Source organism: Rhizobium sp. YTUHZ044, assembly GCF_051123975.1.
In the GTDB taxonomy this organism is placed as follows: Bacteria; Pseudomonadota; Alphaproteobacteria; order Rhizobiales; family Rhizobiaceae; genus Rhizobium.
In genome coordinates, this window is the sequence record NZ_CP101428.1 from 114,795 (window position 1) to 139,871 (window position 25,077).

Annotated in this window: 19 protein-coding genes; 10 read left to right on the forward strand and 9 right to left on the reverse strand. The window is 60.5% G+C overall.

Annotated features, from left to right (window positions below; translation table 11 throughout):
- Positions 1-197: 197 nt before the first annotated feature.
- A complete protein-coding gene (locus NL154_RS25930; protein WP_210632648.1) occupies positions 198-1,040 on the reverse strand; it encodes an AraC family transcriptional regulator in 843 nt (280 codons plus the stop codon).
- Positions 1,041-1,284: 244 nt separating this feature from the next.
- On the opposite strand from NL154_RS25930, the gene NL154_RS25935 reads away from it, so the two are divergent.
- The 7 genes from NL154_RS25935 to NL154_RS25965 all read left to right on the forward strand — a co-directional run bounded on the left by NL154_RS25935 (position 1,285) and on the right by NL154_RS25965 (position 12,978).
- Positions 1,285-2,751, forward strand: a complete 1,467-nt coding sequence (locus NL154_RS25935) for an alpha-glucosidase/alpha-galactosidase (protein ID WP_210632565.1) — start codon at positions 1,285-1,287, stop codon at positions 2,749-2,751.
- A gap of 124 nt (positions 2,752-2,875) precedes the next feature.
- Positions 2,876-4,963: an ABC transporter substrate-binding protein gene (locus NL154_RS25940; RefSeq protein ID WP_210632566.1), complete on the forward strand. Its 2,088-nt coding sequence runs from the start codon at positions 2,876-2,878 to the stop codon at positions 4,961-4,963.
- Between the two features lie 177 nt (positions 4,964-5,140).
- On the forward strand, positions 5,141-6,148 hold the full coding sequence (locus NL154_RS25945; protein ID WP_168296502.1) for an ABC transporter permease: 1,008 nt from the start codon (positions 5,141-5,143) through the stop codon (positions 6,146-6,148).
- 1 nt (position 6,149) lies between these two features.
- A complete protein-coding gene (locus NL154_RS25950; protein ID WP_221124005.1) occupies positions 6,150-7,286 on the forward strand; it encodes an ABC transporter permease in 1,137 nt (378 codons plus the stop codon).
- Between the two features lie 10 nt (positions 7,287-7,296).
- On the forward strand, positions 7,297-8,964 hold the full coding sequence (locus NL154_RS25955; RefSeq protein WP_221144901.1) for an ABC transporter ATP-binding protein: 1,668 nt from the start codon (positions 7,297-7,299) through the stop codon (positions 8,962-8,964).
- 22 nt (positions 8,965-8,986) lie between these two features.
- Positions 8,987-10,357, forward strand: coding sequence for an alpha-glucosidase/alpha-galactosidase (locus NL154_RS25960; protein ID WP_221153293.1), 1,371 nt, complete (start codon positions 8,987-8,989; stop codon positions 10,355-10,357).
- Between the two features lie 1,388 nt (positions 10,358-11,745).
- The gene (locus NL154_RS25965; RefSeq protein WP_434734487.1) at positions 11,746-12,978 is read left to right on the forward strand and encodes a serine hydrolase domain-containing protein; all 1,233 of its coding nucleotides are present in this window, start codon (positions 11,746-11,748) and stop codon (positions 12,976-12,978) included.
- Between the two features lie 271 nt (positions 12,979-13,249).
- Here the strand turns inward: NL154_RS25965 and NL154_RS25970 are convergent, their stop codons facing one another.
- From NL154_RS25970 to NL154_RS26005, 8 genes are all read right to left on the reverse strand, one after another.
- Positions 13,250-13,606 (reverse strand): RT0821/Lpp0805 family surface protein, encoded by a 357-nt coding sequence (locus tag NL154_RS25970; RefSeq protein ID WP_434734488.1) that lies wholly within the window; start codon positions 13,604-13,606, stop codon positions 13,250-13,252.
- A gap of 159 nt (positions 13,607-13,765) precedes the next feature.
- Positions 13,766-14,779 carry a methyltransferase gene (locus NL154_RS25975; RefSeq protein ID WP_210632573.1) on the reverse strand — a complete coding sequence of 338 codons (1,014 nt, stop codon included), beginning with the start codon at positions 14,777-14,779 and terminating at the stop codon, positions 13,766-13,768.
- A 278-nt stretch (positions 14,780-15,057) separates the two neighbouring features.
- A complete protein-coding gene (locus NL154_RS25980; protein ID WP_210632574.1) occupies positions 15,058-15,804 on the reverse strand; it encodes a ribonuclease activity regulator RraA in 747 nt (248 codons plus the stop codon).
- Positions 15,805-15,825: 21 nt separating this feature from the next.
- On the reverse strand, positions 15,826-16,986 hold the full coding sequence (locus tag NL154_RS25985) for a mandelate racemase/muconate lactonizing enzyme family protein (protein WP_434734489.1): 1,161 nt from the start codon (positions 16,984-16,986) through the stop codon (positions 15,826-15,828).
- Between the two features lie 33 nt (positions 16,987-17,019).
- Positions 17,020-18,117 (reverse strand): ABC transporter ATP-binding protein, encoded by a 1,098-nt coding sequence (locus tag NL154_RS25990; RefSeq protein ID WP_210632576.1) that lies wholly within the window; start codon positions 18,115-18,117, stop codon positions 17,020-17,022.
- A gap of 10 nt (positions 18,118-18,127) precedes the next feature.
- The gene (locus NL154_RS25995) at positions 18,128-19,018 is read right to left on the reverse strand and encodes a carbohydrate ABC transporter permease (protein WP_210632577.1); all 891 of its coding nucleotides are present in this window, start codon (positions 19,016-19,018) and stop codon (positions 18,128-18,130) included.
- Positions 19,015-19,974, reverse strand: a complete 960-nt coding sequence (locus NL154_RS26000) for a carbohydrate ABC transporter permease (protein WP_210632578.1) — start codon at positions 19,972-19,974, stop codon at positions 19,015-19,017. Before NL154_RS26000 ends, NL154_RS25995 begins: the two co-directional genes overlap by 4 nt.
- 72 nt (positions 19,975-20,046) lie before the next feature.
- The gene (locus NL154_RS26005) at positions 20,047-21,525 is read right to left on the reverse strand and encodes an ABC transporter substrate-binding protein (protein ID WP_210632579.1); all 1,479 of its coding nucleotides are present in this window, start codon (positions 21,523-21,525) and stop codon (positions 20,047-20,049) included.
- Between the two features lie 209 nt (positions 21,526-21,734).
- Between NL154_RS26005 and NL154_RS26010 the strand changes: the two genes are divergently transcribed.
- The 3 genes from NL154_RS26010 to NL154_RS26020 all read left to right on the forward strand — a co-directional run bounded on the left by NL154_RS26010 (position 21,735) and on the right by NL154_RS26020 (position 25,074).
- Positions 21,735-22,445, forward strand: coding sequence for a GntR family transcriptional regulator (locus NL154_RS26010; RefSeq protein WP_210632580.1), 711 nt, complete (start codon positions 21,735-21,737; stop codon positions 22,443-22,445).
- Positions 22,446-22,484: 39 nt separating this feature from the next.
- Positions 22,485-23,651: a mandelate racemase/muconate lactonizing enzyme family protein gene (locus tag NL154_RS26015; RefSeq protein WP_210632581.1), complete on the forward strand. Its 1,167-nt coding sequence runs from the start codon at positions 22,485-22,487 to the stop codon at positions 23,649-23,651.
- Positions 23,652-23,712: 61 nt separating this feature from the next.
- Positions 23,713-25,074: a mandelate racemase/muconate lactonizing enzyme family protein gene (locus NL154_RS26020; protein WP_434734490.1), complete on the forward strand. Its 1,362-nt coding sequence runs from the start codon at positions 23,713-23,715 to the stop codon at positions 25,072-25,074.
- The last annotated feature ends 3 nt before the right edge of the window (positions 25,075-25,077 follow it).

The following is a 25,077-nucleotide window of genomic DNA, read 5'->3' on the forward strand; positions in this document are numbered from 1 at the left end:
AGAACCGCTATGGCAATGACCGGTCGAAGAACCTTCGTCGCTGTCATCGAATAGTCCTTGAGAAAATTCCATTGCTCGCGACGTCCGCCGGGCAGGCGACCGGAGGTCCGGAAAAGCAACATTGCCGTTCGTTCAAGCGATGTCAAACCGCCACCTAGCCATGGATTTCGCGTTGCGCCTTTCGGGTGATCAGGCGCTCAGCGAAGCTTGCCGATGCTGGCATACATGCCGGTCGTGCGGAATTCGGTCGGATTGGTGCCGTAGACGCGGCGGAAGACCTTCGAGAAATAGTTTGCGTCCTCGAAGCCGCACATGATGGCAACTTCCTTGACCGGCAGGAAGTCTGCCTTGGTCAGAAGCTTGACGGCGCGCTGCAGCCGCTGCTGCAGCACGTATTCCGCCGGCGGCATGCCTTCGCTCTCGGCGAAGCTGCGGGAGAAATGCGCGCGGCTGAGGCCGACGATGCCGGCGAGTTCGCTGACCGGCAGCGGTTTGTCGAGATTGGCGTTGATATGATCGATGACAGGCTGCATCAGGCTGAGCTCGGCGGCAAAGGCCGGCGAGCCGAAGACGTCGTCATAGAGCGCCATCGCGGCTTCATAGGCGATCGCCGAGGCCGCTCCCGCCGAGGTCGCGCCCTTGACGAGACGGAGGCTGCAATCGGCGAGATGATCGATGGTCGAGGGCTGCAGTTTCAAGACCGGACCGGCAGTGGAAAGTACCAGCTTGTGGATGCGCAGCGTTTCCTCGCCGTTCATCGAAATCCAGAAATACTCCCAACGGTCGCCCTTCTCCAGCCAGTAGCGGTGATTGTGCGGCACGAGCACGAGGAGCGTGTCGCCGCCCTGAAGGCGATAGTTGCGGTTCTGGTAGCGCAGCCGGCCGCTGCCGCTGATCGTGTGCTGCAGCACGGTGAACGGCGTCTGGCCGCGTCTGCGGCCGTCCCAATCATAGGTTTCGTTCTCGCGCACCTCGTAACCGGCGCTGGTCGGCATCGCGTGCAACCGCTGACGGCCGCGGGGTAGCGAGACCGTCCTCATCGACTGTCCGTTGGCGATTAAATCCTGCAGCACAAAATTACCCCTGAAAGCATAATCCTTCTCTGGTCGGCCTGCCGAATTCGGGCATAATCCCGCTCGACAACAAGGAAGAGAGCACGGCCGATCGATCGGTCGGGAGGAAAACAGGCAGTTTTACGGCTTTTTCAACCACATGTGCCGGCATGCGGTCTGTTCCTCCATATCAATCTTTTCTCTAGCATTCGATTGGGTCGAGGTGAAGATCATGAGTTTCAAAATCGCTATCATCGGTGCGGGCAGCGTCGGTTTCACCAAGAAGCTGTTCACCGACATATTGTGCGTTCCGGAGTTTCGCGACATCGAATTCGCGCTCACCGATATCAGCGAACATAACCTCGAGATGATCAAGGCGATCCTCGACCGGGTCGTCGAGGCGAACAAGCTGCCGACCAAGGTGACGGCGACGACCGACCGCCGCAAGGCGCTGGAAGGCGCGCGTTACATCATCAGCTGCGTGCGGGTCGGCGGTCTCGAAGCCTATGCCGACGATATCAGGATCCCGCTGAAATACGGCATCGACCAGTGCGTCGGCGATACGATCTGCGCCGGCGGCATCCTTTATGGCCAGCGCAACATTCCCGTCATCCTCGACTTCTGCAAGGATATAAGAGAAGTCGCTGAGCCGGGCGCCAAGTTCCTCAACTACGCCAATCCGATGGCGATGAACACCTGGGCGGCGATCGAATATGGCAAGGTCGACACTGTCGGCCTCTGCCACGGCGTGCAGCACGGCGCCGAACAGATCGCCGAGGTGCTCGGCGCCACGTCGGTGCGCGAGCTCGATTACATCTGCTCCGGCATCAACCATCAGACCTGGTTCATCGACCTGCGCCTCAACGGCCGCAGGATCGGCAAGGACGAGCTGGTCGCCGCCTTCGAGGCGCATCCCGTCTATTCGCAGCAGGAGAAATTGCGCATCGACGTGCTGAAGCGGTTCGGCGTTTATTCCACCGAAAGCAACGGCCACCTGTCGGAATATCTGCCCTGGTACCGCAAGCGGCCGGAGGAAATCACCCGCTGGATCGACATGTCCGACTGGATCCATGGCGAGACCGGCGGCTACCTCCGGCACTCGACGGAAACCCGCAACTGGTTCGAGACGGAATTCCCGCAGTTCCTCGAATCCGCCTCCAGGCCGATCGATCCGGCCAGGCGCTCGAACGAACATGCCAGCCACATCCTGGAGGGACTGGAAACGAACCGGGTCTATCGCGGCCATTTCAACGTCAAGAACAATGGCGTCATCACCAACCTGCCATCCGATGCGATCATCGAATCGCCCGGCTTCGTCGATCGCTTCGGCATCAACATGGTCTCCGGCGTCACCTTGCCGGAAGCCTGTGCTGCCACCTGCATCGCCTCGATCAACGTCCAGCGCATGTCGGTGCACGCGGCCATCTCCGGCGATATCGACCTCCTGAAGCTTGCCGTGCTGCACGATCCGCTGGTTGGCGCCGTCTCGACGCCGGAGGAAGTCTGGCAGATGGTCGACGAGATGGTCGTTGCCCAGGCGCGCTGGCTGCCGCAATATGCCGATGCCGTGCCGACCGCCAAGGAGCGGCTGTCGAAATCCAAGGTGCAGACCCGTGACTGGGCGGGGGCTGCGCGCCGCAACGTCCGCTCGATCGAGGAGCTGCGTGCGGAAAAGGCGGCGCTGAAACAGGCCGTCTGACTTTTTCGTGGAAGATGGGTCGTCATGGGTTTCCGGGAGGGAAATCCATGACATCAAACCCGCTTTCACATCGTGCGAGGAAAAGGAGCCCGCGTGACCGCGCTCCGAAACAGAGGGAGAAACGATGATGAATTTCCGCAAAACAAGCATTCTGGCCGGACTGGCGCTCGGCGTCTCAGTCATGGCGCTGAATGCCTATGCCTCCGAGGCGACCGTCCCGCCGGTGCCGCCGGAGTTCCCGGCCGAAGGCAAGATCAACTATGTCGCGCGCGACTCCATCCTGGAGTTCAAGGCGCTGCCCGAATATCACGAGCCCGACTGGGTCACCAAGAATTTCGTCTCCAGCGGCAAGCTGCCGGCGGTCAAGGACCGGCTGCCGAAGGAGCCGCTGGTCTTCAAGACGGGCAATATGCCCGACGGCATCGGCGTCTACGGCGATACGATGCGCCATGTCATCGGTGGCCGGCCGGAAGGCTGGAATTACGGCGCCGGCCAGACGCAGGGCTGGGGCGGCATCGATATCGGCCTGTCCGAATGCCTGACGCGCACCGCGCCGCTCTTCCAGGTGAAGGCCCAGGATACCGAGCCGCTGCCGAACCTTGCCAAGAGCTGGGACTGGTCGGAGGACGGCCATAAGCTGACCATGCACCTGATCGAAGGCGCCAAGTGGTCCGACGGCGCGCCGTTCAATGCCGACGACATCATGTTCTACTGGGAAGACGAGGTCATCGACCCGAACGTCTCGCCGCTCGGCGGCGGCGCTTCGCCTGAGGCCTTCGGTGTCGGCACGACGCTGAAGAAGATCGACGATTACACGGTCGAATGGACCTTCAAGGAAGCCTTCCCGAAGCAGTACCTCTACACGATGGCTTACCCGAACTTCTGCCCGGGTCCGTCGCACATCCTCAAACCGCAGCATCCGAAATATTCGAAGAACACCTACGACCAGTTCAAGAACGCCTTTCCGCCGGAGTTCATGAACATGCCTGTGATGGGCGCCTGGGTGCCGGTGGAATATCGCCCTGACGATATCATCGTCCTGCGCCGCAATCCCTATTACTGGAAGGTCGACGAAAAGGGCAACCAGCTGCCCTATCTCAATGAGCTGCACTACAAGCTCTCGACATGGGCCGACCGTGACGTTCAGGCGGTGGCCGGATCCGCGGATTTCTCCAACCTCGAGCAGCCGGAAAACTTCGTCGCCTCGCTGAAGCGCGCTGCGGAAAAGACCGCGCCCGCCCGCCTTGCCTTTGGCCCGCGCCTGATCGGCTATAACCTGCGGATGAACTTCTCCGCCAATGGCTGGGGCAACCCGGACGAGCGCGGCCAGGCGATCCGCGAGCTCAACCGCAACGAGGACTTCCGCAAGGCCGTTACCATGGCGCTGGATCGCAAGGCGATCGGTGACTCGCTGGTCAAGGGGCCGTTCACGGCGATCTATCCGGGCGGACTTTCCTCCGGCACCAGCTTCTACGATCGCAACTCCACCGTCTATTATCCCTTCGATCTCAAGGGCGCCAAGGCGGAACTCGCCAAAGCCGGCCTCAAGGACACTGACGGCAACGGCATCGTGAACTTCCCGGCCGGCACGGCGGGCGGCAAGGATGTCGAGATCGTCATGCTGATCAACAATCAGTACACGACCGACAAGAGTCTTGCCGAAGGTGTCGTCGGCCAGATGGAGAAGCTCGGCCTGAAGATCGTCATCAATGCGCTCGACGGCGCCAAGCGTGACGATGCCCATTATGCCGGCCGCTTCGACTGGCTGATCCAGCGCAACACGACGGAGCTGTCGTCGGTGGTGCAGAATACCGAGCAGCTTGCTCCTGTCGGTCCGCGCACCAGCTGGCATCACCGCGCCGGCAAGGATGACCAGCTCGATCTGATGCCGTTCGAAACGCAGCTTGTCGACGTCGTCAACAAGTTCAGGACGAGCCAGGACAATGACGAGCGCGTCGATCTGATGAAGCAGTATCAGAAGATCTCGACGGAGCACGTCAATACGGTCGGCCTGACGGAATATCCGGGCGCGCTGATCGTCAACAAGCGCTTCTCCAACGTGCCCCAGGGAACGCCGATTATGATGTTCAACTGGGCCGAAGATTCGGTGATCCGCGAACGCCTGTGGGTGGCTGCCGACAAGCAGGGCAAATATGAGCTGTTCCCCGAGCAGCTGCCCGGCAAGCCCGGCGACAAGGGCCCGATCAACTGAGGCCCATGGCCCGGAGATGAAGAGCTGAAGCGCGTCGCACCTGACGCGATGCGCTAGAGGGTTCCCTCCCAGCTGAAGTGAGTTCCGGGCCGCGCGTGCCGCGCGCGGCCTGATATGACCAACGAGCCGGCCGCGCTGACAAGGAGCGACTGGCGGCAGAGAGAAGCGAACCGTTAGATGTTACGATTCCTGCTCGTGCGCATAGCCTCCGCGATCCCCGTTCTCTTGATCCTGAGCGTGGTGACTTTCGCGATCATCCAGGCACCGCCCGGCGATTACGCCGATTATATAAGATCCCAGCTGATCAACCAGGGCGGCGCATCCTATGCCCAGGCCGAAGCGCAGGCGCAGGCCTACCGCATCGAGCACGGCCTCGACAAGCCGATGGTCGTCCAATACGTCAACTGGATCGGCGGCATCGTAACGCGCGGCGATTTCGGCTACAGCATGTTCTACAACAAGCCGGTTGCCGACGTCGTCGGCGAGCGCCTGCCGCGGACCTTGCTGTTGGCGCTCGTCTGCCACATCTTCGCTTCGGTGCTCGGCATCGGCTTCGGCATCTGGGCGGCAACGCGGCAATATAGCTGGATCGACAGCACGCTTTCGGCAGTCTCCTTCCTCGGCATGACGGTGCCGCGCTTCCTGATGGCGCTGATCATCGTCTATCTCCTGGTCTTCCAGTTCAACGTAACGGAGATCGGCAGCTTCTTCTCGCCGCAATATGGCGGAGCGCCCTGGTCCTGGGCGAAATTCGTCGACCTCGTCAGCCATGTCTGGCCTGTCGTGGCGATCGCCACCTTCGGCGGGCTCGCCTATAACATGCGCGTCATGCGCGGTAATCTGCTCGATACGCTGAATGCGCAGTATGTCGAGACGGCAAAGGCGAAGGGCCTGTCCGGTGGCGCGGTGGTGATGCGCCATGCGGTGCCGAACGCGCTGCATCCGCTGGTGATGTATCAGGGTGTCGTGCTGCCCTACATGCTGACCGGCGAGATCGAAACCGCGATCATCTTCGCGCTGCCGACCGTCGGCCCGGCGATCGTCGGCTCGATGGCGATCGGCGACGTCTATGTCACCGCCACCTTCATGATGGTGCTGTCGGCGACGCTGATCGTCGGCAATATCATCGCCGACATGCTGCTCGCCTTGCTCGATCCGCGCGTACGCCAGTTCGGAGGAGCCTGAAATGCTTGCTTTCGATTCGTCCGACACGCCTCCGACAACCGAACCAGCAGTCAAAAAGCCTTCGCATGGCAGTGAAAGCTATCTGGCACTCGTCTGGCGCCGGTTGCGGCGCTCCTGGACCGGCGTTGCCGGGCTGGTGCTCGTCGGGCTCTTGATTCTGATGGCGGTCTTTGCCGATTTCTTCGCACCGATGGACCCGAAGGCGACCGACGTCGGCTTCGCGCCGCCGCAGGTGATGAGCTTCCACGACAAGGACGGAAATTTTGTCTTCCAGCCGCGTGTCTATGCGCTGTCAGATTCCGAGGAACTCGATCCCGTTACCTTTCAGCCGATCGTCGGTATGGACTACGACAATCCGCGGCTGCTCGGCTTCTTCGTTAAGGGTGCGGAATATACGTTGCTCGGCCTGATCCCGGCCGACCGGCACTTCTTCGGCTCGGTTGACGGCCAGCCGGTTCATTTCCTCGGCACCGACAAGTTTGGCCGCGACGTGCTGTCGCGCGCCATCATCGGCTCGCGCATCTCGCTGATGATCGCGCTGACAGTGGTCTTCATCGTCACGCTGATCGGCACGACGGTCGGCATGGTTTCCGGCTATTTCGGCGGCACCTTCGATGTCTGGCTGCAGCGCTTCGTCGAGCTGGTGCTCGCCTTCCCGCAGCTGCCGCTCTATCTCGCATTGACCTCGCTGATCCCGGTGACGGCGCCGACCAATGTCTTCCTCGCCTTCGTCATCGTCGTGATGTCGGCGCTCGGCTGGGCGCAGATGTCGCGCGAGGTGCGCGGCAAGACCCTGGCACTTGCCCGCATCGATTATGTCCGGGCGGCGATGGCGGTCGGCGCCACCGATCGGCGCATCATCATCCAGCATATCCTGCCGAACGTGCTGAGCCACGTCATCGTCGCGGTGACGCTGCACATACCGAGTGTCGTGCTCTTGGAATCCTTCCTCGGTTTCCTCGGCTTTGCCGTCAAGCCGCCGCTGATTTCCTGGGGGCTGATGCTGCAGGATACGGCGACCTATTCGGTCATCGGCTCCTATCCCTGGATTCTTTCTCCCGTCGGCTTCGTGCTCGTCACCGTCTTCGCCTTCAATGCGCTCGGCGACGGACTGCGCGACGCGGTCGATCCATATTGAGGTGATTGATATGGCTCTTGCACTGGTCAATTCCTTCGCCCCGCCCGTCCGCCACGATCATGACGGCCGCTCGGACACGCCGATCATCGACGCCCGCAACGTGGCGGTGAATTTCAAGGTCGAGGACGGCATGGTCGAGGCTGTCAAGGACGTCTCCTTCCAGCTCTATCGCGGCGAGACCATCGCGATCGTCGGCGAATCCGGCTCCGGCAAGTCGGTGACGGCGCGCACGGTGATGGGTCTCCTGTCGAAGCGCGCCGTCGTCTCCGCCAAATCGACGGTCTCCTATGACGGCAGTAACATCCTGAAATTCTCAGAGCGGGCGCGCCGCAAGCTGCGCGGCGACCGCATCTCGATGATCTTCCAGGAGCCGATGAGTTCGCTGAACCCGATCTATACGATCGGCAGCCAGATCGTCGAGGCGATCCGCGTCCATCGCCGGATCAGCAAGCGGGATGCGGAAAAGCGCGCCCTCGAGCTGCTCGAACATGTGCAAATTCCCGACCCGGCCGCCCGCCTCAGGCAATATCCGCATCAGCTTTCCGGCGGCCAGCGCCAGCGCGTGATGATCGCCATGGCGCTCGCCAACGATCCCGACGTGTTGATCGCCGACGAGCCGACGACGGCGCTCGACGTCACCGTCCAGGCGCAGATCCTCAATCTGATCCGCAACCTGCAGAAAGAGCTGGGAATGGCGGTCATCCTCATCACCCATGATCTGACGGTGGTGCGGCAGTTCTCCGATTACGTCTATGTGATGCAGCATGGCGAGGTCCGCGAACACAACGTCACCGAGGCGCTCTTTGCCAATCCGCAGCACCCTTACACCCGACATCTGCTCGCCTCCGAGCCGCGTGGACAAGCCAATCCGCTGCCGGAGGGCTCCGACATCATCCTCGACGCCAAGGGCGTGCGTGTCGGCTTCATGCTGCGCCACGGCACCTTCCTGAAACCCGAGATGCGTGAGCTCGTCGCCGTCGATAGCCTCAGCCTGACGCTCCGTCGTCACGAGACGCTCGGCCTCGTCGGCGAATCAGGCTCCGGCAAGACCACCTTCGGCCAGGCGATCCTGCGGCTGAATACGCCGCAGGCCGGCGAGATCCATTTCGACCGTCAGCCGATCCACGGCCTTTCCAGGGCCGAGATGCGGCCGCTGCGGGCCCGCATGCAGGTGGTGTTCCAGGACCCGTTCTCCTCGCTCAATCCGCGCATGACGATTGGCCAGATCATCGAGGAAGGGCTCGTCGTCAACCGGCTGGGCGCTACGAGGGCCGAACGGCAGGACCGGGTGCGCGAGGCGCTTGTTGCCGCCGGCATGCCCGGCAATATCCTGTCGCGTTTCCCGCATGAATTTTCCGGCGGCCAGCGCCAGCGCATCGCCATCGCACGCGCCATCGCGCTGGAGCCGGAATTCATCCTGCTCGACGAGCCGACATCCGCACTCGACCTGTCCGTCCAGGCGCAGATCATCGAACTGCTGCGCAAGCTGCAGGACGAGCGCGGCTTGAGTTACCTCTTCATCTCCCACGATCTCAAGGTCGTCCGGGCGCTCTGCCATCGCGTCATCGTCATGCAGCATGGCAAGATCATGGAAGAGGGGCCCGTCGACGAAGTGCTCACCAATCCCAAGACCGCCTACACCGAACGGCTCGTCAAGGCCGCTTTCGAGGTAGCATGATTATCGAATGCCGGAGGCTATAATGGCAGGAAATCCCAAAATCACCTTCATCGGAGCAGGCTCCACCGTCTTCATGAAGAACATCATCGGCGACGTTTTGCAGCGTCCCGCACTCTCGGGTGCGACGATCGCGCTGATGGATCTCAACCCGCAGCGGCTTGAGGAAAGCGCCATCGTCGTCAACAAGCTGATCTCGACGCTCGGCGTCAAGGCCAAGGCCGAGACCTACTCCGACCAGCGCAAGGCGCTTTCAGGCGCCGATTTCGTCGTCGTCGCCTTCCAGATCGGCGGCTATGAGCCCTGCACCGTCACCGATTTCGAGGTGCCGAAGAAATACGGGCTGCGCCAGACGATCGCCGACACGCTCGGCGTCGGCGGCATCATGCGGGGCTTGCGCACCGTGCCGCATCTCTGGAAGGTCTGCGAGGACATGCTCGCCGTCTGCCCCGAGGCGATCATGCTGCAATATGTCAACCCGATGGCGATCAACACCTGGGCGATCTCGGAGAAATATCCGACCATCCGCCAGGTCGGCCTCTGCCATTCGGTGCAGGGCACGGCGATGGAGCTGGCGCACGATCTCGACATTCCCTACGAGGAAATCCGCTACCGCGCCGCCGGCATCAACCACATGGCCTTCTATCTCAAATTCGAGCATCGCCAGCCCGACGGCTCCTACCGCAACCTCTATCCCGATCTCTTGCGCGGCTACCGCGAGGGCAGGGCGCCGAAGCCCGGCTGGAATCCGCGCTGCCCCAACAAGGTGCGCTACGAGATGCTGACCAGGCTCGGCTATTTCGTCACCGAAAGCTCGGAGCATTTCGCCGAATACACGCCCTATTTCATCAAGGAAGGCCGTGAGGACCTGATCGAGAAATTCGGCATTCCGCTCGATGAATATCCGAAGCGCTGCATCGAGCAGATCGAGCGCTGGAAGGGCCAGGCCGAGGCCTATCGCTCGGCCGACAAGATCGAGGTGACGCCGTCGAAGGAATATGCCTCCTCGATCATCAATTCGGTCTGGACCGGCGAACCCTCGGTCATTTACGGCAATCTGCGCAACAATGGCTGCATCACCTCGCTGCCGGAAAATTGCGCCGCCGAAGTGCCCTGCCTCGTCGACGCCTCCGGCATCCAGCCGACCTTCATCGGCGAGCTGCCGCCGCAACTGACGGCGCTGATGCGCACCAATATCAACGTGCAGGAACTGACGGTGCAGGCGCTGATGACCGAAAATCGCGAGCACATCTACCACGCCGCGATGATGGACCCGCATACGGCGGCCGAACTCGACCTCGACCAGATCTGGTCGCTGGTCGACGACCTGCTCGCCGCCCACGGCGACTGGCTGCCCGAATGGGCCCGCACATCGGGTAAAGTTAAGGCTGCCTGACCTCCTCTCCCTGGTCAGGCGTCAAAGAGCCCCGCGGTAGTGCAACAACCGCGGGGTTTTTGCGTTAGATGAGGCTTTGCGATCAGGGGGAACTCGAACTCTTTGCATCCCACGGACCGGCGCAGTGTGACGAATTTGGCTGCGGGCATGCGTGGGAGGAGAGGTATGAGGCTACTGTGAAAGTCGCACCACGTTTATGAACCTGGGGATCGGTATTTGTCTGTGGCCATAACCTGAAGGCCGCAGGTTCAAATCCTGCCCCGCAACCACCGACGCGCCTCGCCGATCAGCCGTATGCGTCGTCTTCATCTTCCCACAGTTCGCTTTGTGGTTCGCATTCCATGAAGATCGCCACGTTTGATTCCCGCCATTCTTTCCATCGTGTCCCTGTGGAAAGCCCCGCAACCGGGGTCTTAGTAAGTCAACGGAAGCGTCCCCAACAACGGTCTGTTGCGGATGACCAACATTGTTTCAATGCCGCCGTATTCACGTCCTTTGTAGAGATAGTTCACGCCACAACTGTCGCACCATATTTTGTTTCTTCCGCCGCTAAGCGAGCATTCGGAGCAATCAACCTGGAGTTCGCCGTTGGAACGTGTGAACTTAAACTTAATGTCGCTATTGGAGCCGGTAAAAAACTCGCAAGGGATACTAGCGACGCACTTAGCGTCGCCAGCAATAGGATCTTTGCCCTCAAGGACTAGCGCGTACCTCAGTGAATAGGTCCGGTCCTCAGAATGAGCGTCCACTATCATCGCGAGCGCAACGGCAAGAGCCGCAAACGTGATGTGCACAAATCGAATCGAAGATGCTCCCATTACGGCAAGCTATCACGCTTTTTCCGCAGGCCCACCATCTGGAGGCCGGCGGATCGAATCCTGCCTCCGCAACCAACGATTCCTGCGAAACCCTTGTGCTTTCAGAAGAGCAGTTCGAAGCTTATCGGGCACTCGGATTCCATGCGATGGACCGCGATTTTACGAGCGACGATGAGAGCGTCAAGTGGAGGACTGCTCTGGATCGGCTTCTCGCCGATCTTTCGAAGAAATAGGGGGCAATCTTTAACCGCTGCAGACCGTTCTCATTTCAGCCTTAGATGGACGGCGCCGTCGTCATTTCAAAGCAGACAAACGGCGAACGCTAGGGGACAAGCGCTCAGGCCAAATCAGGCGCCCCTCCGCCGAAGGGACTGGCGAAGGAAAAGGCCGAATGGCTGAAGCCGGGATTGGTGGGGCGGGCGAAGTTCCTGAAGGCGAGGGAGATGCTGCGTCATGCTTCCTTGAGGCAATTTAGGAGGAATAGCCCATCTACTCGTCCATTTCATTTATATTAGCGGCGGCGTAATATAGGAACTTATTGGCGATACTGCGCGGGAGCGCATTTGCCCAATGAGACAATTTAGTAGCGAACCAGTTCTTGATTCTAAGGACCTCGGCTTCGACAAGGCGCGGCTGGCGCGACTGAAGCAGTGGATGCAGCGCTATGCCGACACCGGGCGCTGGCCTGGCGGTGCCGTGCTCATCGCGCGCCATGGAAAGCTCGCCTTTTTCGACTGCGCCGGGCACGTCGACGTCGAAGCCAAGCGGCCTTGGCAGCGCGACCTCATCGCCCGCATCTACTCGATGACTAAGCCTGTCACCGCCGTCGCGCTGTTGATATTGTACGAGGAGGCGCGAATTCATCTCGACGATCCGGTCGAAGCTTACCTGCCGGAATTCAAAGACATGCAGCTTCTGATACCGGCCGCAACGTCGCTCGACCAAACCGTGCCCGTCAAAACGAAGATGACGATCCACCATCTGCTGACGCACACATCTGGCCTAAGTCTTTTTACGAACCCCGGAATACTCGGCGAAGCTTATGCCAAAGAAAAACTCGGCCTCGCCCTTGCCTACGGTGGGCTCGACAAGATGGTGCGCAGGATCGCCGAGCTGCCATTGGAATGGGAGCCGGGTACGAAATGGCAATACAGCACCGGGTTAGATGTCATCGGCCGCATCGTTGAAGTCGTTTCCGGTATGACGCTCGACAAGTACTTCGCGACGCGGATATTCGAGCCCCTCGGCATGGAAGACACCGGTTTCTATGTGCCGGAGTCCGGGATCGGCCGCTTCCCCCCGCTCTATGAGGCTACGGCTGGCGGCATGGCGTTGCACGAAGCGCCGGAGGTTTCGGCCTGGGGGCAAGGTAAGGTTGATACTTTTTGCGGCGGAGGCGGGCTAGTCGGAACCATCGACGACTATTGGCGGTTCGCCGAAATGCTACGTGCTGGAGGTGAGTTCGACGGCGAACGCATCCTTAGTCCCCGCACTTTGAAATTGGCGGCGTGCAATCACCTGCCAGGCGATCTTGCCTCGTTGGCAGCCGAGGTTTGGGCCGAGACCCAATTTGATGGCGTCGGGTTTGGTCTGTTGGGCTCCGTCGTCCTCGATCCGGCCAAGGCACAAATTTCGGCGCAGGTGGGAGACTATGGCTGGGGCGGGGCGGCAGGCACCTTCTTCTGGGTGAGCCCGGTCGACGACATGGTTGTGATTCTCTTCACGCAACTGTTGCCCTCGAGCGCCATTCCCGTGCGCAAAGAACTGCGCGCACTCGTCCATGGGGCGTTGACAGGGGCCTGAAGCCGGCGCGCCACTCACCATCATTGCCACCATCACGGCCAAGCCCGGAAAGGAAGCGTTTTCGGGCGTTGCTTGATGTCAAAAAAGCGCTCCGTCCTGACCGCCCCACTACAAAGCGGGTTGTTCAGATCCCCTGAGATGCTCGCGAGATTTGGGTCGGAAGTCGGTGGAGATTTCTATCTGGGCGCCGTTTCGCGATGCCACCTGCGTGGTGTGAACGCCGCCCCCGGGAAAAGGACAGTCTTTGGCAAAAACGTTGCCAGTGGTTACGCTAGTGGGTCGTTGCTGCTAACTTCCAAGAATTCCCAGAAGGACAAACGACGCCATCGAAGCGCGCAGTACCCTCTAGGGACTGGCGACTTGTTACGAAACCACGGCATCCATCAACCCTGTCGTGGGTGTCGATCTGTTCGATAACTTCTGCGCTCCCGGTCGACGGATTTGCCCACGCGAGAGCTTTCGTTCCGACAGTTCCGCGGCCGACCACCTCTGCAATTACAGCTTGATCGCTGACTGGGGCGGCGCCGGGTGAAACGGAGGGCGCGGCAGACACTTCGAGAGGTTCGGTGCGTGAGCAGGCGGCGAGAAAGGCCATGCACGTGCACGCGATGACGACAATTCGTTTCATGCAGAGAATGATGGATATGAAGAAGACTATTTCAACCCACCGCGCATCAACTTTGGGGGAGGGCAGCGCCGCCTTCCCTGGTCCGGGTCAGGGCAAAGGCGATCGACATCGTGCCATTGATCGATCTTGCTGAACAACGGCCGAGGTCGCCGCTTCCGCTCAGCCGGGCTTGAATCCGATCACCATCGAGTCCGGCCCCAGCAACGGCTCGACGCGCGTGGACACGAAACCGGCGTCGCGCATCCAGGCTTGGCAGTCGGCGCCGGTGTAGTCGAACCCTCCGCGGGTCTCGATCAGCATGTTCAAGCTCATCAGCAGGCCGAAGGCGTTGCTTCGGCGCTCATCGTCGATGACGGCGTCGTAGACGATCAGGGCCCCGCCGTTCGGCAGCGCGGCGAAGGCTTTTTCCAGCAGCATCCTCTTCTCGGCAAGATCCCAGTCGTGGAGGATATGCCCCATTACGATCACATCCGCATTCGGCATCGGGCTGTCGAAGAAATTGCCCTGTTGGAAGCGGATGCGGTCGGCAAGGCCGTGCCGGGCGACGAACTCGTCAAATATCGGCTGCACGGCGGGCAGGTCGAAGCCGAGACCCTGGAGATGCGGATGAGCTCGGGCGATCACCACCGGCACCATGCCTTGCGCCGCGCCCACATCGGCGAAGGTCGTGTATTTCGACCAGTCGAACTTGGCGGCGATCGCCTGCGCCGCACCGGCGCTGATCCCGCTCATCGCCTCGAGGAACCCGCGCAGTCGTGCCGGCTCCGCATATATCGCCGCGAAGAAGTCCTCGCTGTGCTTGGCTTCGTTCTGCGGTTCTCCCGTGTGCAGGGCTTCGGTAAGCGAACCCCAGAAACCGTATAGCCGTGCATTGGCCATTTCGAGGATGCCGCCGATATAGGATGGCTTGGCCTTGTCGAGGAAGAGATCCGTATCAGTGGCATTGCGATAGCGGCCGTCCTCGCGTTCGAGCAGCTTCAGGGCCACCAGGGTGTCGAGGAAGTCGCGGGCTGAGCGGGGATGCAGTTTCAGCCTGGCCTGCAGCTCGGGCAGGTCGGCCGAGCCGGCCGCGAGCTCGGTGAAGACGCCGAGCTCGACCGCGCTGAGCATGGCTTTGGAGGCCCAGAACCCCATGCCAAGCCGCATGATGTTGTCTGGCGTGGTTGCGCCCATCGCTCGTCTCCTCGTAGATCGTGTCGTCGAACGGCACCCGGGATTGGTGCGGTAACCGAAGTGGTCCGACGGCGCTGTGAAGCAGAACGTTCCGTCTCGTCGAGGCACCCCGCAAGAAAAATAGAGCGTTTTAAGTTGGGGCACAATTAATCAAGAATCACTAGCCAAGAGCCCGCGGCTGAGCGGTGATTCCGACACCTGACGTTCACTGCGAAGTAGGCTCGCAGATCGCCGGCAACGCCTCACAAAGTTCGCCGCCCTCTGGAGCAATGCATTGTCTAGATTGTTCCCAGGCGGTGTGTTTTGCGCCATTCTTCGTATTCTGTCCGGGCATCGTCATGCAGCGGATAGTAGCGCTGCAACGAGCCGCCCTCCATAAGTTTCGCTCGCGAGAACTCCTCCCAATCGTGATGCATTTGCGATTCTTCGATTACCTTCGGGGCCATTGCGACTGGAAGCACCACCACCCCGTCATCGTCGGCGACGATGATGTCTCCGGGGATCACGGTGACACCGCCGCAGGCAATCGGAACGTTGACGGCGTTGGGATAGATGCCAGTCTGCACATGATAGTTGGGCGTCCAGCCGCGCAGCCACAAAGGGAGATCGAGCTTCTCGACATTGGGCCGATCGCGCATGCACCCATCGATCACGATGCCGGCGCCGCCTCTGCCTTTGAAATAGGTCGACATCATATCGCCAAAGACGCCCGAGCTCATGTCACCGCGCGCGTCGACCACGACCACATCGCCCTCCTGCACGTGATAAAGCACATGGCGGTGCAACTGCGTCTCCGGATCTGCATATTCTCCCTCGGTGAAAAGGTCGGGCCGCTGCGGCAGGAATTGAAGCGTCAGCGCCGGGCCGACGATGGACTTCCCGCGGCTCTGCGATACCGGGCCGACCATATGCGGATTGCGGAAGCCCATATGGCCGAGCGTACCGGCAATGGTCGCGGCGCCGATCTCCTTCAGTGCGTCGATCATGTCTCTGGGCGGTCGCGGAATATCGGGCGTATGCGTCATCTTAGGCTCCGGTGGATGAAACTACCAGTTTGTAACAGAACCGTCGCGGCGCTTGAGGTGAGGCGCTTCCCAGAAACGAAAGCTCTCCGCCTTGATCGCTTCTTCGTTGACCTCGACCCCGAGCCCCGGCAGATCGCTGACCGGATAGTCCGGGCCGTCGAGCCGTGGTTGCACGGGAAAGAAATCGGAATTGTCGAAGCCGAGCTTCGCTTCGGGCGCCCTGGTCTCGAGCCATGCGAAATTCGGCACCGCGGCGGCGAGATGGATGGTCGCGGCCGTGCAGACTGGGCCGAGGGGATTGTGCGGCATCAGGTCCACATAGTGCGCCTCGCTCCAGCCCGCGACCTTCATCGCTTCGGTGAGCCCGCCCACAATGCAGATGTCGAGCCGGTTGAACTGATGGATGCCACGCTCGATATAGGGCAGGAATTGCCACTTGCTGGCAAATTCCTCGCCGATGGCGAAGGGGATGTCGGTCATGGTGCGCAGGGATTCGTAGGCCTCTGGTGTCTCGTCTCGTATTGGCTCCTCGAGGAAATCAAGCACGCCACGGTCGAGCTTGTTACAGAAGCTCGCCGCCTCGGCCACCGACAGCCGATGATGATAATCGATGCCGAGGACGACGTCGTCGCCCAGCGCCTCGCGCGCCCTGTTCAGCATCGCTGCGGTAACGCCGATCGACTCCCGCGGCTCAAAGATGTCCTTGCTGTTTTGCCCGATGGGGAAGAAGCGGATCGCCTGCCACCCTTGTGCGCGGAGTTCGCGGGCTCGTTCGATGGCAACCTCGCCCTCGGCCTCGTCGCCGGTCGAGGCGAAGGTCGGAATGCGGTCGCGCTGCTTGCCGCCCAGCAGTTCGTAGGCTGGAACCCCCAGCGCCTTGCCCTTGATGTCGTGAAGGGCGATGTCGATCGCGGAAATCGCCGCCTGCAGAACGCGCCCGCCTTCGAAATATTGGCTGCGATAAATTTCCTGCCAAATCCGACCAGTCTGCATCGCGTCACGGCCCATGAGAAATTCGCGATAGTGTTCGATCGCACCGGCGACGGCCTTTTCGCGACCGCTCAAGCCGCTCTCGCCCCAGCCGAAGATGCCGCTGTCGGTCTCGACCTTGACCAGCATCTGGTTGCGCGTTCCTACCCATACTGGGTAGGGCTTGATCGCCGTGATTTTAAGCTTCGTCATCCACGCCCTCGTTTCACCCGCATCCGCCTGCTCTCAGTTGGCCTTGAGGGCCATTTCCGTTTCGCCGTCAAACAGATGCATTCGCTCCTGATCGAACTCGAGCCAAATCTGTTCGTCGGGCGTGACCGCAATGGTCGGCGGCACGCTGACATTGACGATGGCGCCTGATAGGAACGCCTGCACGAAGGTGACATCACCGGTCGGCTCCACCGTGTAGGCTTTGGCAGGGACGCTCCCAGGCGTCGCACTCTTGTGCAGCTTGATCGTCGAGTGGCGCGCGCCGAGCACGACTTTCTTGGTGGATGACCTTGCAACTTTCTGGGCATTTTTTGGCGAAAGCTCGAGGCGCCATCCCTCCGCGCTGATCAACACATTGTCGCCGCTTGCCGTTGATGCCTCCAATGGGACTAGGCTCATGGCCGGGCTGCCGACGAAGCTGGCGACGAACATGTTCACCGGATTGGCAAAGACCTGCGCCGGAGTATCGTATTGCTGCAGATAGCCGCCGTTCATCACCGCCATCCTGTCGGCCATGGTGACCGCTTCGAGCTGATCGTGGGTCACATAGATGATCGTCGCCTTGAGATCCTGGTGGAAACGCTTGATCTCCGACCGCATCTGCACCCGCAGCTTTGCGTCGAGGTTGGAAAGCGGTTCATCCATCAGGAATACGGCCGGATCGCGAACGAGCGCACGGCCGAGCGCCACGCGCTGCTGTTGGCCGCCCGAAAGTTCGCGCGGCTTGCGCTCGAGGAGCTGCGTCATGTCGAGCACCCGCGCTGCTTCCCTGACCTTCTTGTCGATCTCGTCGCGTGGCAGTTTGCGCATCTGCAGCGGGAAAGCCAGGTTTTTGTACACGGATTTCTGCGGGTAGAGCGCGTAGTTCTGGAACACCATTGCGATGTCCCGGTCCTTGGGGTCGAGGTCGTTGACCACCCGCTCGCCGATGACGATGTCGCCGGATGTGATAGGGATGAGCCCCGCCACAAGATTGAGCGTGGTTGTCTTGCCGCAGCCTGAAGGACCGACGAGCGCAACGAATTCGCCGTCATTGACCGTCAGCGAAACATCGTTGACAGCTTTGAAGCTGCCATAGGTCTTGACCAGATCTTTGAGGACCACGTGGGCCACCGGCAACTCCCTAGTGCTTGACTGCGCCTTCGGTTAGGGCGCGTACGAAGTATCGTTGAAGGACAAGGAACAGGACGACGACCGGCACGCTCATCATGAAGCTGGCCGCCATAAGACCCGGAAAGTCCGTCGTGTTTTCCGAGAAGAATCGCTGGATGCCGACCGGCAGGGTCAGCTGCTCGTTCTTGGAGAGGAAGGTGTAGGCGTAGATGTACTCATTCCATGCGCCGATGAAGGAATAGATCGCGGTGGCGATGATTCCCGGCGCCGAGAGCGGCATGACGATCAGGAGAAAGGCCTGGAACCGTGTTGCCCCGTCGATGCGCGCCGCTTGTTCGAGTTGCACCGGGATGTTGTCGTAGAAGCCCTTGAGGAGCCAGATTGCCAGCGGCAGGCCGAATGTGAGGTAGGTCAGGACAAGCGACCCGTGCGTGTTCACCAGCCCGATCGCGCGCATCAGGATGAAGAGCGGCACGAGGAAGATCACTGCCGGGAACATGTTGCGAAGCAAAACGGCAAAGAACAGAAAGTTCCGGCCCGGGAAGGTGAAGCGCGAAAACGCGTAGGCCGCAGGAACGGCCACGATCACCGAAAGGATGGTCGTGGCGGTGGAGACGAAAAGGCTGTTCCAGAAGAAGCGCAGGAAGTCCTGGCCGACGCTGTTTTGCGGATCGAGCAATTTCTGGTAGCTGGCGAGGGTGGGTTGGTCCGGCCACCATTGCGGCGGAAACTGCATGGCCGCGAAGCCGGATTTGATAGAGGTGATCAACATCCAGATCATCGGTAATGCAGTGTAAAGCAGCATGAACACAAGGAAGATGCGTCCACCCCACCGCCATCCGTCGATGCGGATACGGCGACGGGCCTGGCTTCGATGAGCAGTCTCGGCGATCGCGCTCATGCGCTCCCATCCTTCTGCTCATTCCCGCTCAGCGCGCGGACGTAGAAGTAGCCGAGCGACATCAGGATCAAGAACAGCAGCACCGAATAGGCCGATGCCACCCCCCAGCGCTGGCGGCCGAAGGCGAGTTCATAAATGTGGGTGATCCAGATGTGCGATGCGTTCGAGGGCCCGCCGCCGGTCATGATCCAGGGGATGATGAAAGAATTGAAGTTGGCGACTGCCAGCAGAAGGATCGTTACCGTCGAGACGTTTCTCAAGTGTGGAAAGGTGACGTGCCAGAAACGCTGCCATGCGTTGGCTCCGTCGACTTTTGCGGCGCGCAGCAACTGGTCGGGAACGGTCTGCAGGCCAGCCATCATCATGATCATGGCAAAGGGAAACTCTCGCCAGATATTGACGACGATCAACGAGGGCAGCACTGTGCTGACGCTGTCGATGAAATTCGGCGGCCGATCGGCCCATCCGAGGCCGACCAGCACCGCGCCGATGATCCCGAAGTCGGAATGGTAGATCCACTTCCAGATGTAGGAGGCGGCGACCGCGCTGATGACCCAGGGAATGATCAGGATGGCTCGCAGAATTCCGCGGCCGAGAAAGTCGCGATGGAGCGCCAGTGCGCAGGCAAATCCCAGGACAAATGAAATGAGAGTGGATCCCAGTGTCCAGATAAGAGTGTTCGAGGTGACCTTCCAGAACACCGGACTTGTGAGGATGGCGGTGTAGTTGTCGAAGCCGACGAAGATCTTGTCCCGGAGCTGCAGGCCAGGCGGTGTATTGAAAAACGACAGTTCGATCGTGTAGTAGATCGGGTAGGCAATGACGATGAGCATCACGGCGATCGCGGGAAGGACGTACGCATAGTCAGCGCGATGCTCCAAGATGTTTCGCAGCACGCCGGACCGATCCGGTTGCAGTCTTCGGTGAGCCTCGGCCTTGCCAGTCAAGATCGTCACGGTGCGGTGCCCTTATTCTTCGGAACAAACCGGCTGCAATCGAGGTGCAGCCGGTCAGATCGTCAGGATTGACTAGAGTCCGCCGTCCATCAGGTCTTTTACCTTCTTGGCTGCGTCGTCCGCTGCTTGGTCGACTGTCATCGCCCCGGTGAGGGCGTTCTGCAGCATGTCCGGGACGATGATATTCATGATCTCAGGCGACTGCGGCAGCGCCGGGAACGGGATGCCGTAGGGCAGCATCGAAGTCGTGACATCAAGGAACTTGATGTTATCAAGACGTTCCTTCATCCACTTGGTCTTGAAGCCGTTCAGGTTGCCCGGGTTCGAGCCGGCATAGGCCATCTTCAGCGACCATTCGGGGCTCGTCCACATGCAGATGATGGCCTTTGCGGCCGGCTCGTCTACCTTGCCGCCCTCGACATATTCCGGCTTCAGGATGTGGATGTTGGAGCCGCCGAACACGACGGCACGCTTGCCGTCGGGGCCAGTCGGAATGAGGCCGTAGCGCATGTTGTCGATGACGGTCTGGGCTTTGTCCTTATCGCTGCCCGTCGTCTTCTTTTGCAGGTCGAGCATGACGTTGTAGTCGGACGGGTGCGAGATCATCATGCCGAGCTGGCCAGCGAGGAAGAGCGGTTGGTTGTCGGCCTGCTGGTTGGTGAGCGCCGAGACCGGAACCGACTTGTCGCGAACGTACATGTCGTAGGAGGCTTGCAATGCGGCCTTGCTCTGCGGGCTATTGAGCTGGACCTCCTTATAGGTCGGGTTGGCGGTCGCTTCGTCGAAGACGCCGCCGCCATAGGCCCACAGCTGCGGCATGAACCGGTACGGCGTATTGCCGGCATTCTTGCGAGCCACGAGGCCGTAGCCGGCAATGCCGAGCTTGTCGTGGATCTGCTTGGAATATTTGACGACGTCGTCCCAGGTTGCCGGAGCCTTGTCCGGATCGAGGCCTGCACGCTTGAAGATGTCGGCGTTCCAGATGAACGCCATCGTCTCGTTGTTGGTTGGAATGCCGTAGGTTTCCCCCTCCCAGGTCACAGCCTTCATGGCGCCCGGCCAGAAATCCTCGGTCGAATAGCCTACATCCTCGGGCTTGAGCGGCTGCAAATAGCCCTTCGAGGCGAACTCGGTGCCGCCGAGGATTTGCAGGCGGACCGCCATGGGCGCGGCATTGCCTAAAAGCGCGGTCCGGAACTTGTCCAGCAGGTCGTTATAGGTGAGGGCTTGTTCCTCAAGCTGGATGTTTGGGTAGGTCTTGCGGAAGGTCTCGAAGAAGTCCTTGTAATACTGGCGCAGGAGGTCGGGGTCGCCCTCGAATACGCCCTGATACCAGAATGTCAGGCGGCCCTTATAGTCGAGCGGGGTAACCTTGCCGCAATCGGCCGCCGTGTCGAACTCCTGCGTGCCGGCGATGGAGCGCACATATTGCGGTGACCACTGGCTCAAGTCGACCGGCGCACTGAGCGCAGACACGGACATCAACGATACCATCAAAGCAGTGGATACAGTGCCGCGTACGACGACACCGCCGAGCGAAAGACTCGTCATAGGTATTCTCCCAGGTTTTCTCCCAAGCCGCTCTGCATCGAGGCGAGCGGTCTTGCTCCCAGGCCGTGGGATTCTCCCACTTAATGTATCCCTTCGACCTTATCATACGTTTTCATGTCGAGGATTGTCTGTCAACTGAAGAAATCGTACATTGTTTTGGGAGTTTTTGCATGATATCCCGAAAATGTATGTATGGATTGGGGACAGTCTTGACTGAAACAAGCGAATTTAAAGCACAGCCCCCTGAGGGGATCGATGCTACAGGGGCCTCGAGCGAGGGCGCGTCTGTTTACCAACTGATCAGGGACGACATCATCGAAGGGCGGCTCGCGGCCAACGAGCGGCTCGTCATCACCGATCTCGCCCGGCGCCACGGCACCTCGACCAACCCCGTGCGAGAGGCTTTGCAGCTGTTGCGCGGGGAGGGCTTTGTCACTTTCTTTCCCAACCGCGGAGCGCGCGTCCGGCCCATCGATCAGGACTTTGTTCGGGATATCTACGAGATCGGCGTTTTGATCGAGCCGTCACTGACGCGCTGGTTCGTGAATATGGCGACGGTGGAGGACATTGCTGAACTCGAACGCATCCAAAGCCTCATTGAAGAGAACAACTTTGCCGACACGGTAAGGCATAGCGAACTGGACACCGCCTTTCATACCGTCATGTACCGGAAGCACTACAACCGCCATGCCGCCGAGCTTTGGTGGAAGCATCGCGAAGTGCTTCGAGCCGTGAGCCGCCGCTTCGATTTTACGCTTGCCCGGCGTGCGGCGATCCTGAGCGAGCATCGCGAGCTCATCGCGCATGTCAAAGCCGGAAGGGCGAACGAGGCAGCCGAACTTATTGCACGCCACGTCGAAGGCTCAGGCCGACACATCCTCGAACACATGCGTGCGCGTAACGCCGCTCGCGCCGGATGAATATCGTTACCCGGAACACTTCAGGTAAAGGCAATTGAGATGAAGATCACCAGCGTTCGGCCGTGGCTAATCAAGTCCGATTCTTCCTATTGGGGAGAGTTTCTGTTTGTCGAAGTGACGACCGACGAGGGGGTGAGCGGCTGGGGAGAGATCACCACCACGACAAGGCTCGCCAATCGCGCCCTCTGCACGATCTTGCGGCAGATCGGCGCCGCTTTGATGGGCGAGGACCCGGCGCGCATCGAGTATCTTTGGCACAAGATATTCCGCAGCTTCACCTACATGGGCAGTCGCGGCGCCGCCGTCGAATGCGTGAGCGCCATCGACATAGCCCTCTGGGACATCCGGGGCAAAGTCCTTGGCAAGCCGATTTACGAGCTGTTGGGCGGGCCGGTGCGCGATGAAATCGCGCTCTACACCCATCCCAACCAGGCCAAGTTTACCAGCAAAGAGGCGGTGGTCAGGGAAATTCGAGACATCGTCGAGTCCGGTCACACAGCGCTCAAGTTCGATCCTTTCCCCTACCAGGGCAGCACCGCCGATGGACAGGCTCGCGAACAGCGGGACGGCTACCTCGATGGCAGCATGACGCGCAAGGATGAGCGTGAGGCCGCCGAGCTCACCGCCCTGATCCGCGAAACGGCGGGCTCTGATGTCGACATCCTCATCGATGCGCATGGCCGGTTCGACGTTCCCACCGCCATTCGCCTTTGTCGGAGCCTCGAGGAAGCTGGCCAGATCGACTGGTTCGAGGAGCCCTGTCCGCCGGAGAGCCTCAATGCTCTCAGACAGGTCCGCGACAAGGTCAGCGCCCCTATCTCGTGGGGCGAACGCGGCCACACGAAGTGGGATTTCGTGCCGGTGCTCGAAAACAAGCTCGCCGACTACATCATGCCTGATGTCACCTGGACCGGCGGCATTACCGAGCTCAAGAAAATATCAGCCCTATGCGAAGCCTACTACATCCCGGTATCGCCGCATGACGCCGCAGGACCGATCAACGTAGTTGCCGGAGCGCAGGTGATGATGACCGTTCCCAACTTCTACAAGCTTGAAACGTCGGAGTGGAACCTCGGCAAATACGACCACCTCATCGACACACCGCTCGATGTTTCGAACGGCAGCCTAAAGCTTACACCGAGGCCCGGTCTCGGCGTTGAAATGAACCGCGACTACCTTGAAAGCCACGAGATAGATCTGGCCTAGCAACGCTCTACGCCGCCGCCGTGTGCGGCAACGATCCCGCCGACCGAAACGAGGATAAATCATGCCAGAGGCATATGCAGCCGACGAGGCGCTCAATCGGGTCAACACGCATTCCAAGCCTTCCGAGCTTCGCATAACCGACATGCGGGTAGCCGAAATTGTCGACGCGCCGTTCACCTCGGTGCTGCTGAAGATTTATACCAACCAGGGCATTGTCGGGCTTGGCGAGGTCCGCGACGGCGCCAGCGCCACCTACGCGCTGATGCTGAAGAGCCGGCTGCTGGGTGAGAACCCTTGCAACATCGATCGACTGTTTCGCCGGGTCAAGCAGTTCGGCGGGCATGGACGGCAAGGCGGCGGCGTATCGGCGGTTGAAATCGCCTTGTGGGATCTTGCCGGAAAAGCCTATGGCGTCCCCATCTACCAGATGCTCGGCGGACGATTTCGGGAGAAAGTGCGCGTCTACTGCGATACCGACGCCGCTGTGGCGAGCGGCACCGCAACCGGCAAGCGCCTCAAGCAGCGCATGGAGCTCGGCTTCACCTTCCTGAAGATGGACCTGGGGCTGATGCAGATCGCCGATGTGCCCGGTGCCGTCGTCTTTCCCGCCGGCTCACTGGAAGGATACCGCGACCGTCCCAGCCGCGGGCCGCTGAAGACCATTGAAGAGCGGCTTGTCCGCAATGCAGCCTACGATTTGCATAACGTCCAGCATCCGTTTACCGGACTCCACTTTTCCGACAAGGGCCTCGACCTGCTCGAGCAGTACATCGCCGAGGTGCGTGAGGTCATCGGTATGCAGGTTCCGCTTGCGATCGACCATATCGGCCATATCTCGATGCAGAACGGCATTCGCCTTGCCAGGCGAATTGAGAAATACGTGCCAGCCTGGCTCGAGGATGTGATCCCGTGGCAGTATACCGAGCAGTATCGACAGCTGCAGGACTCCACCACGGTGCCGATCTGCACCGGCGAGGACATATACCTCAAGGAGGGCTTCGAGCCCCTGCTCAAGAGCGGCGGCGTCTCCGTGATTCACCCGGATCTGCTCACCACTGGAGGCATCCTCGAGACCAAGAAGATCGGCGATATGGCGCAGGAGCATGGTGTTCCCATGGCCATACACATGGCGGAAAGTCCGATCGCCGCAATGGCCGCCGCGCACGTCGCGACGGCAACCGAAAACTTCATGGCGCTCGAATACCACTCCGCCGATGTCGACTGGTGGGACGATATCGTTACCGGGCTTCCCAAGCCGCTGGTGAAGGACGGCTTTATCACTGTTCCGGACAAGCCGGGCCTGGGGATCGACGACGTCGTCGACGAGGTGATCTCGCAGCATCTGCAGCCGGGGGTCACCGGCATCTGGCAGCCTACGGATCATTGGGATGATGAGTATTCCTGGGATCGCACCTGGAGCTGAACG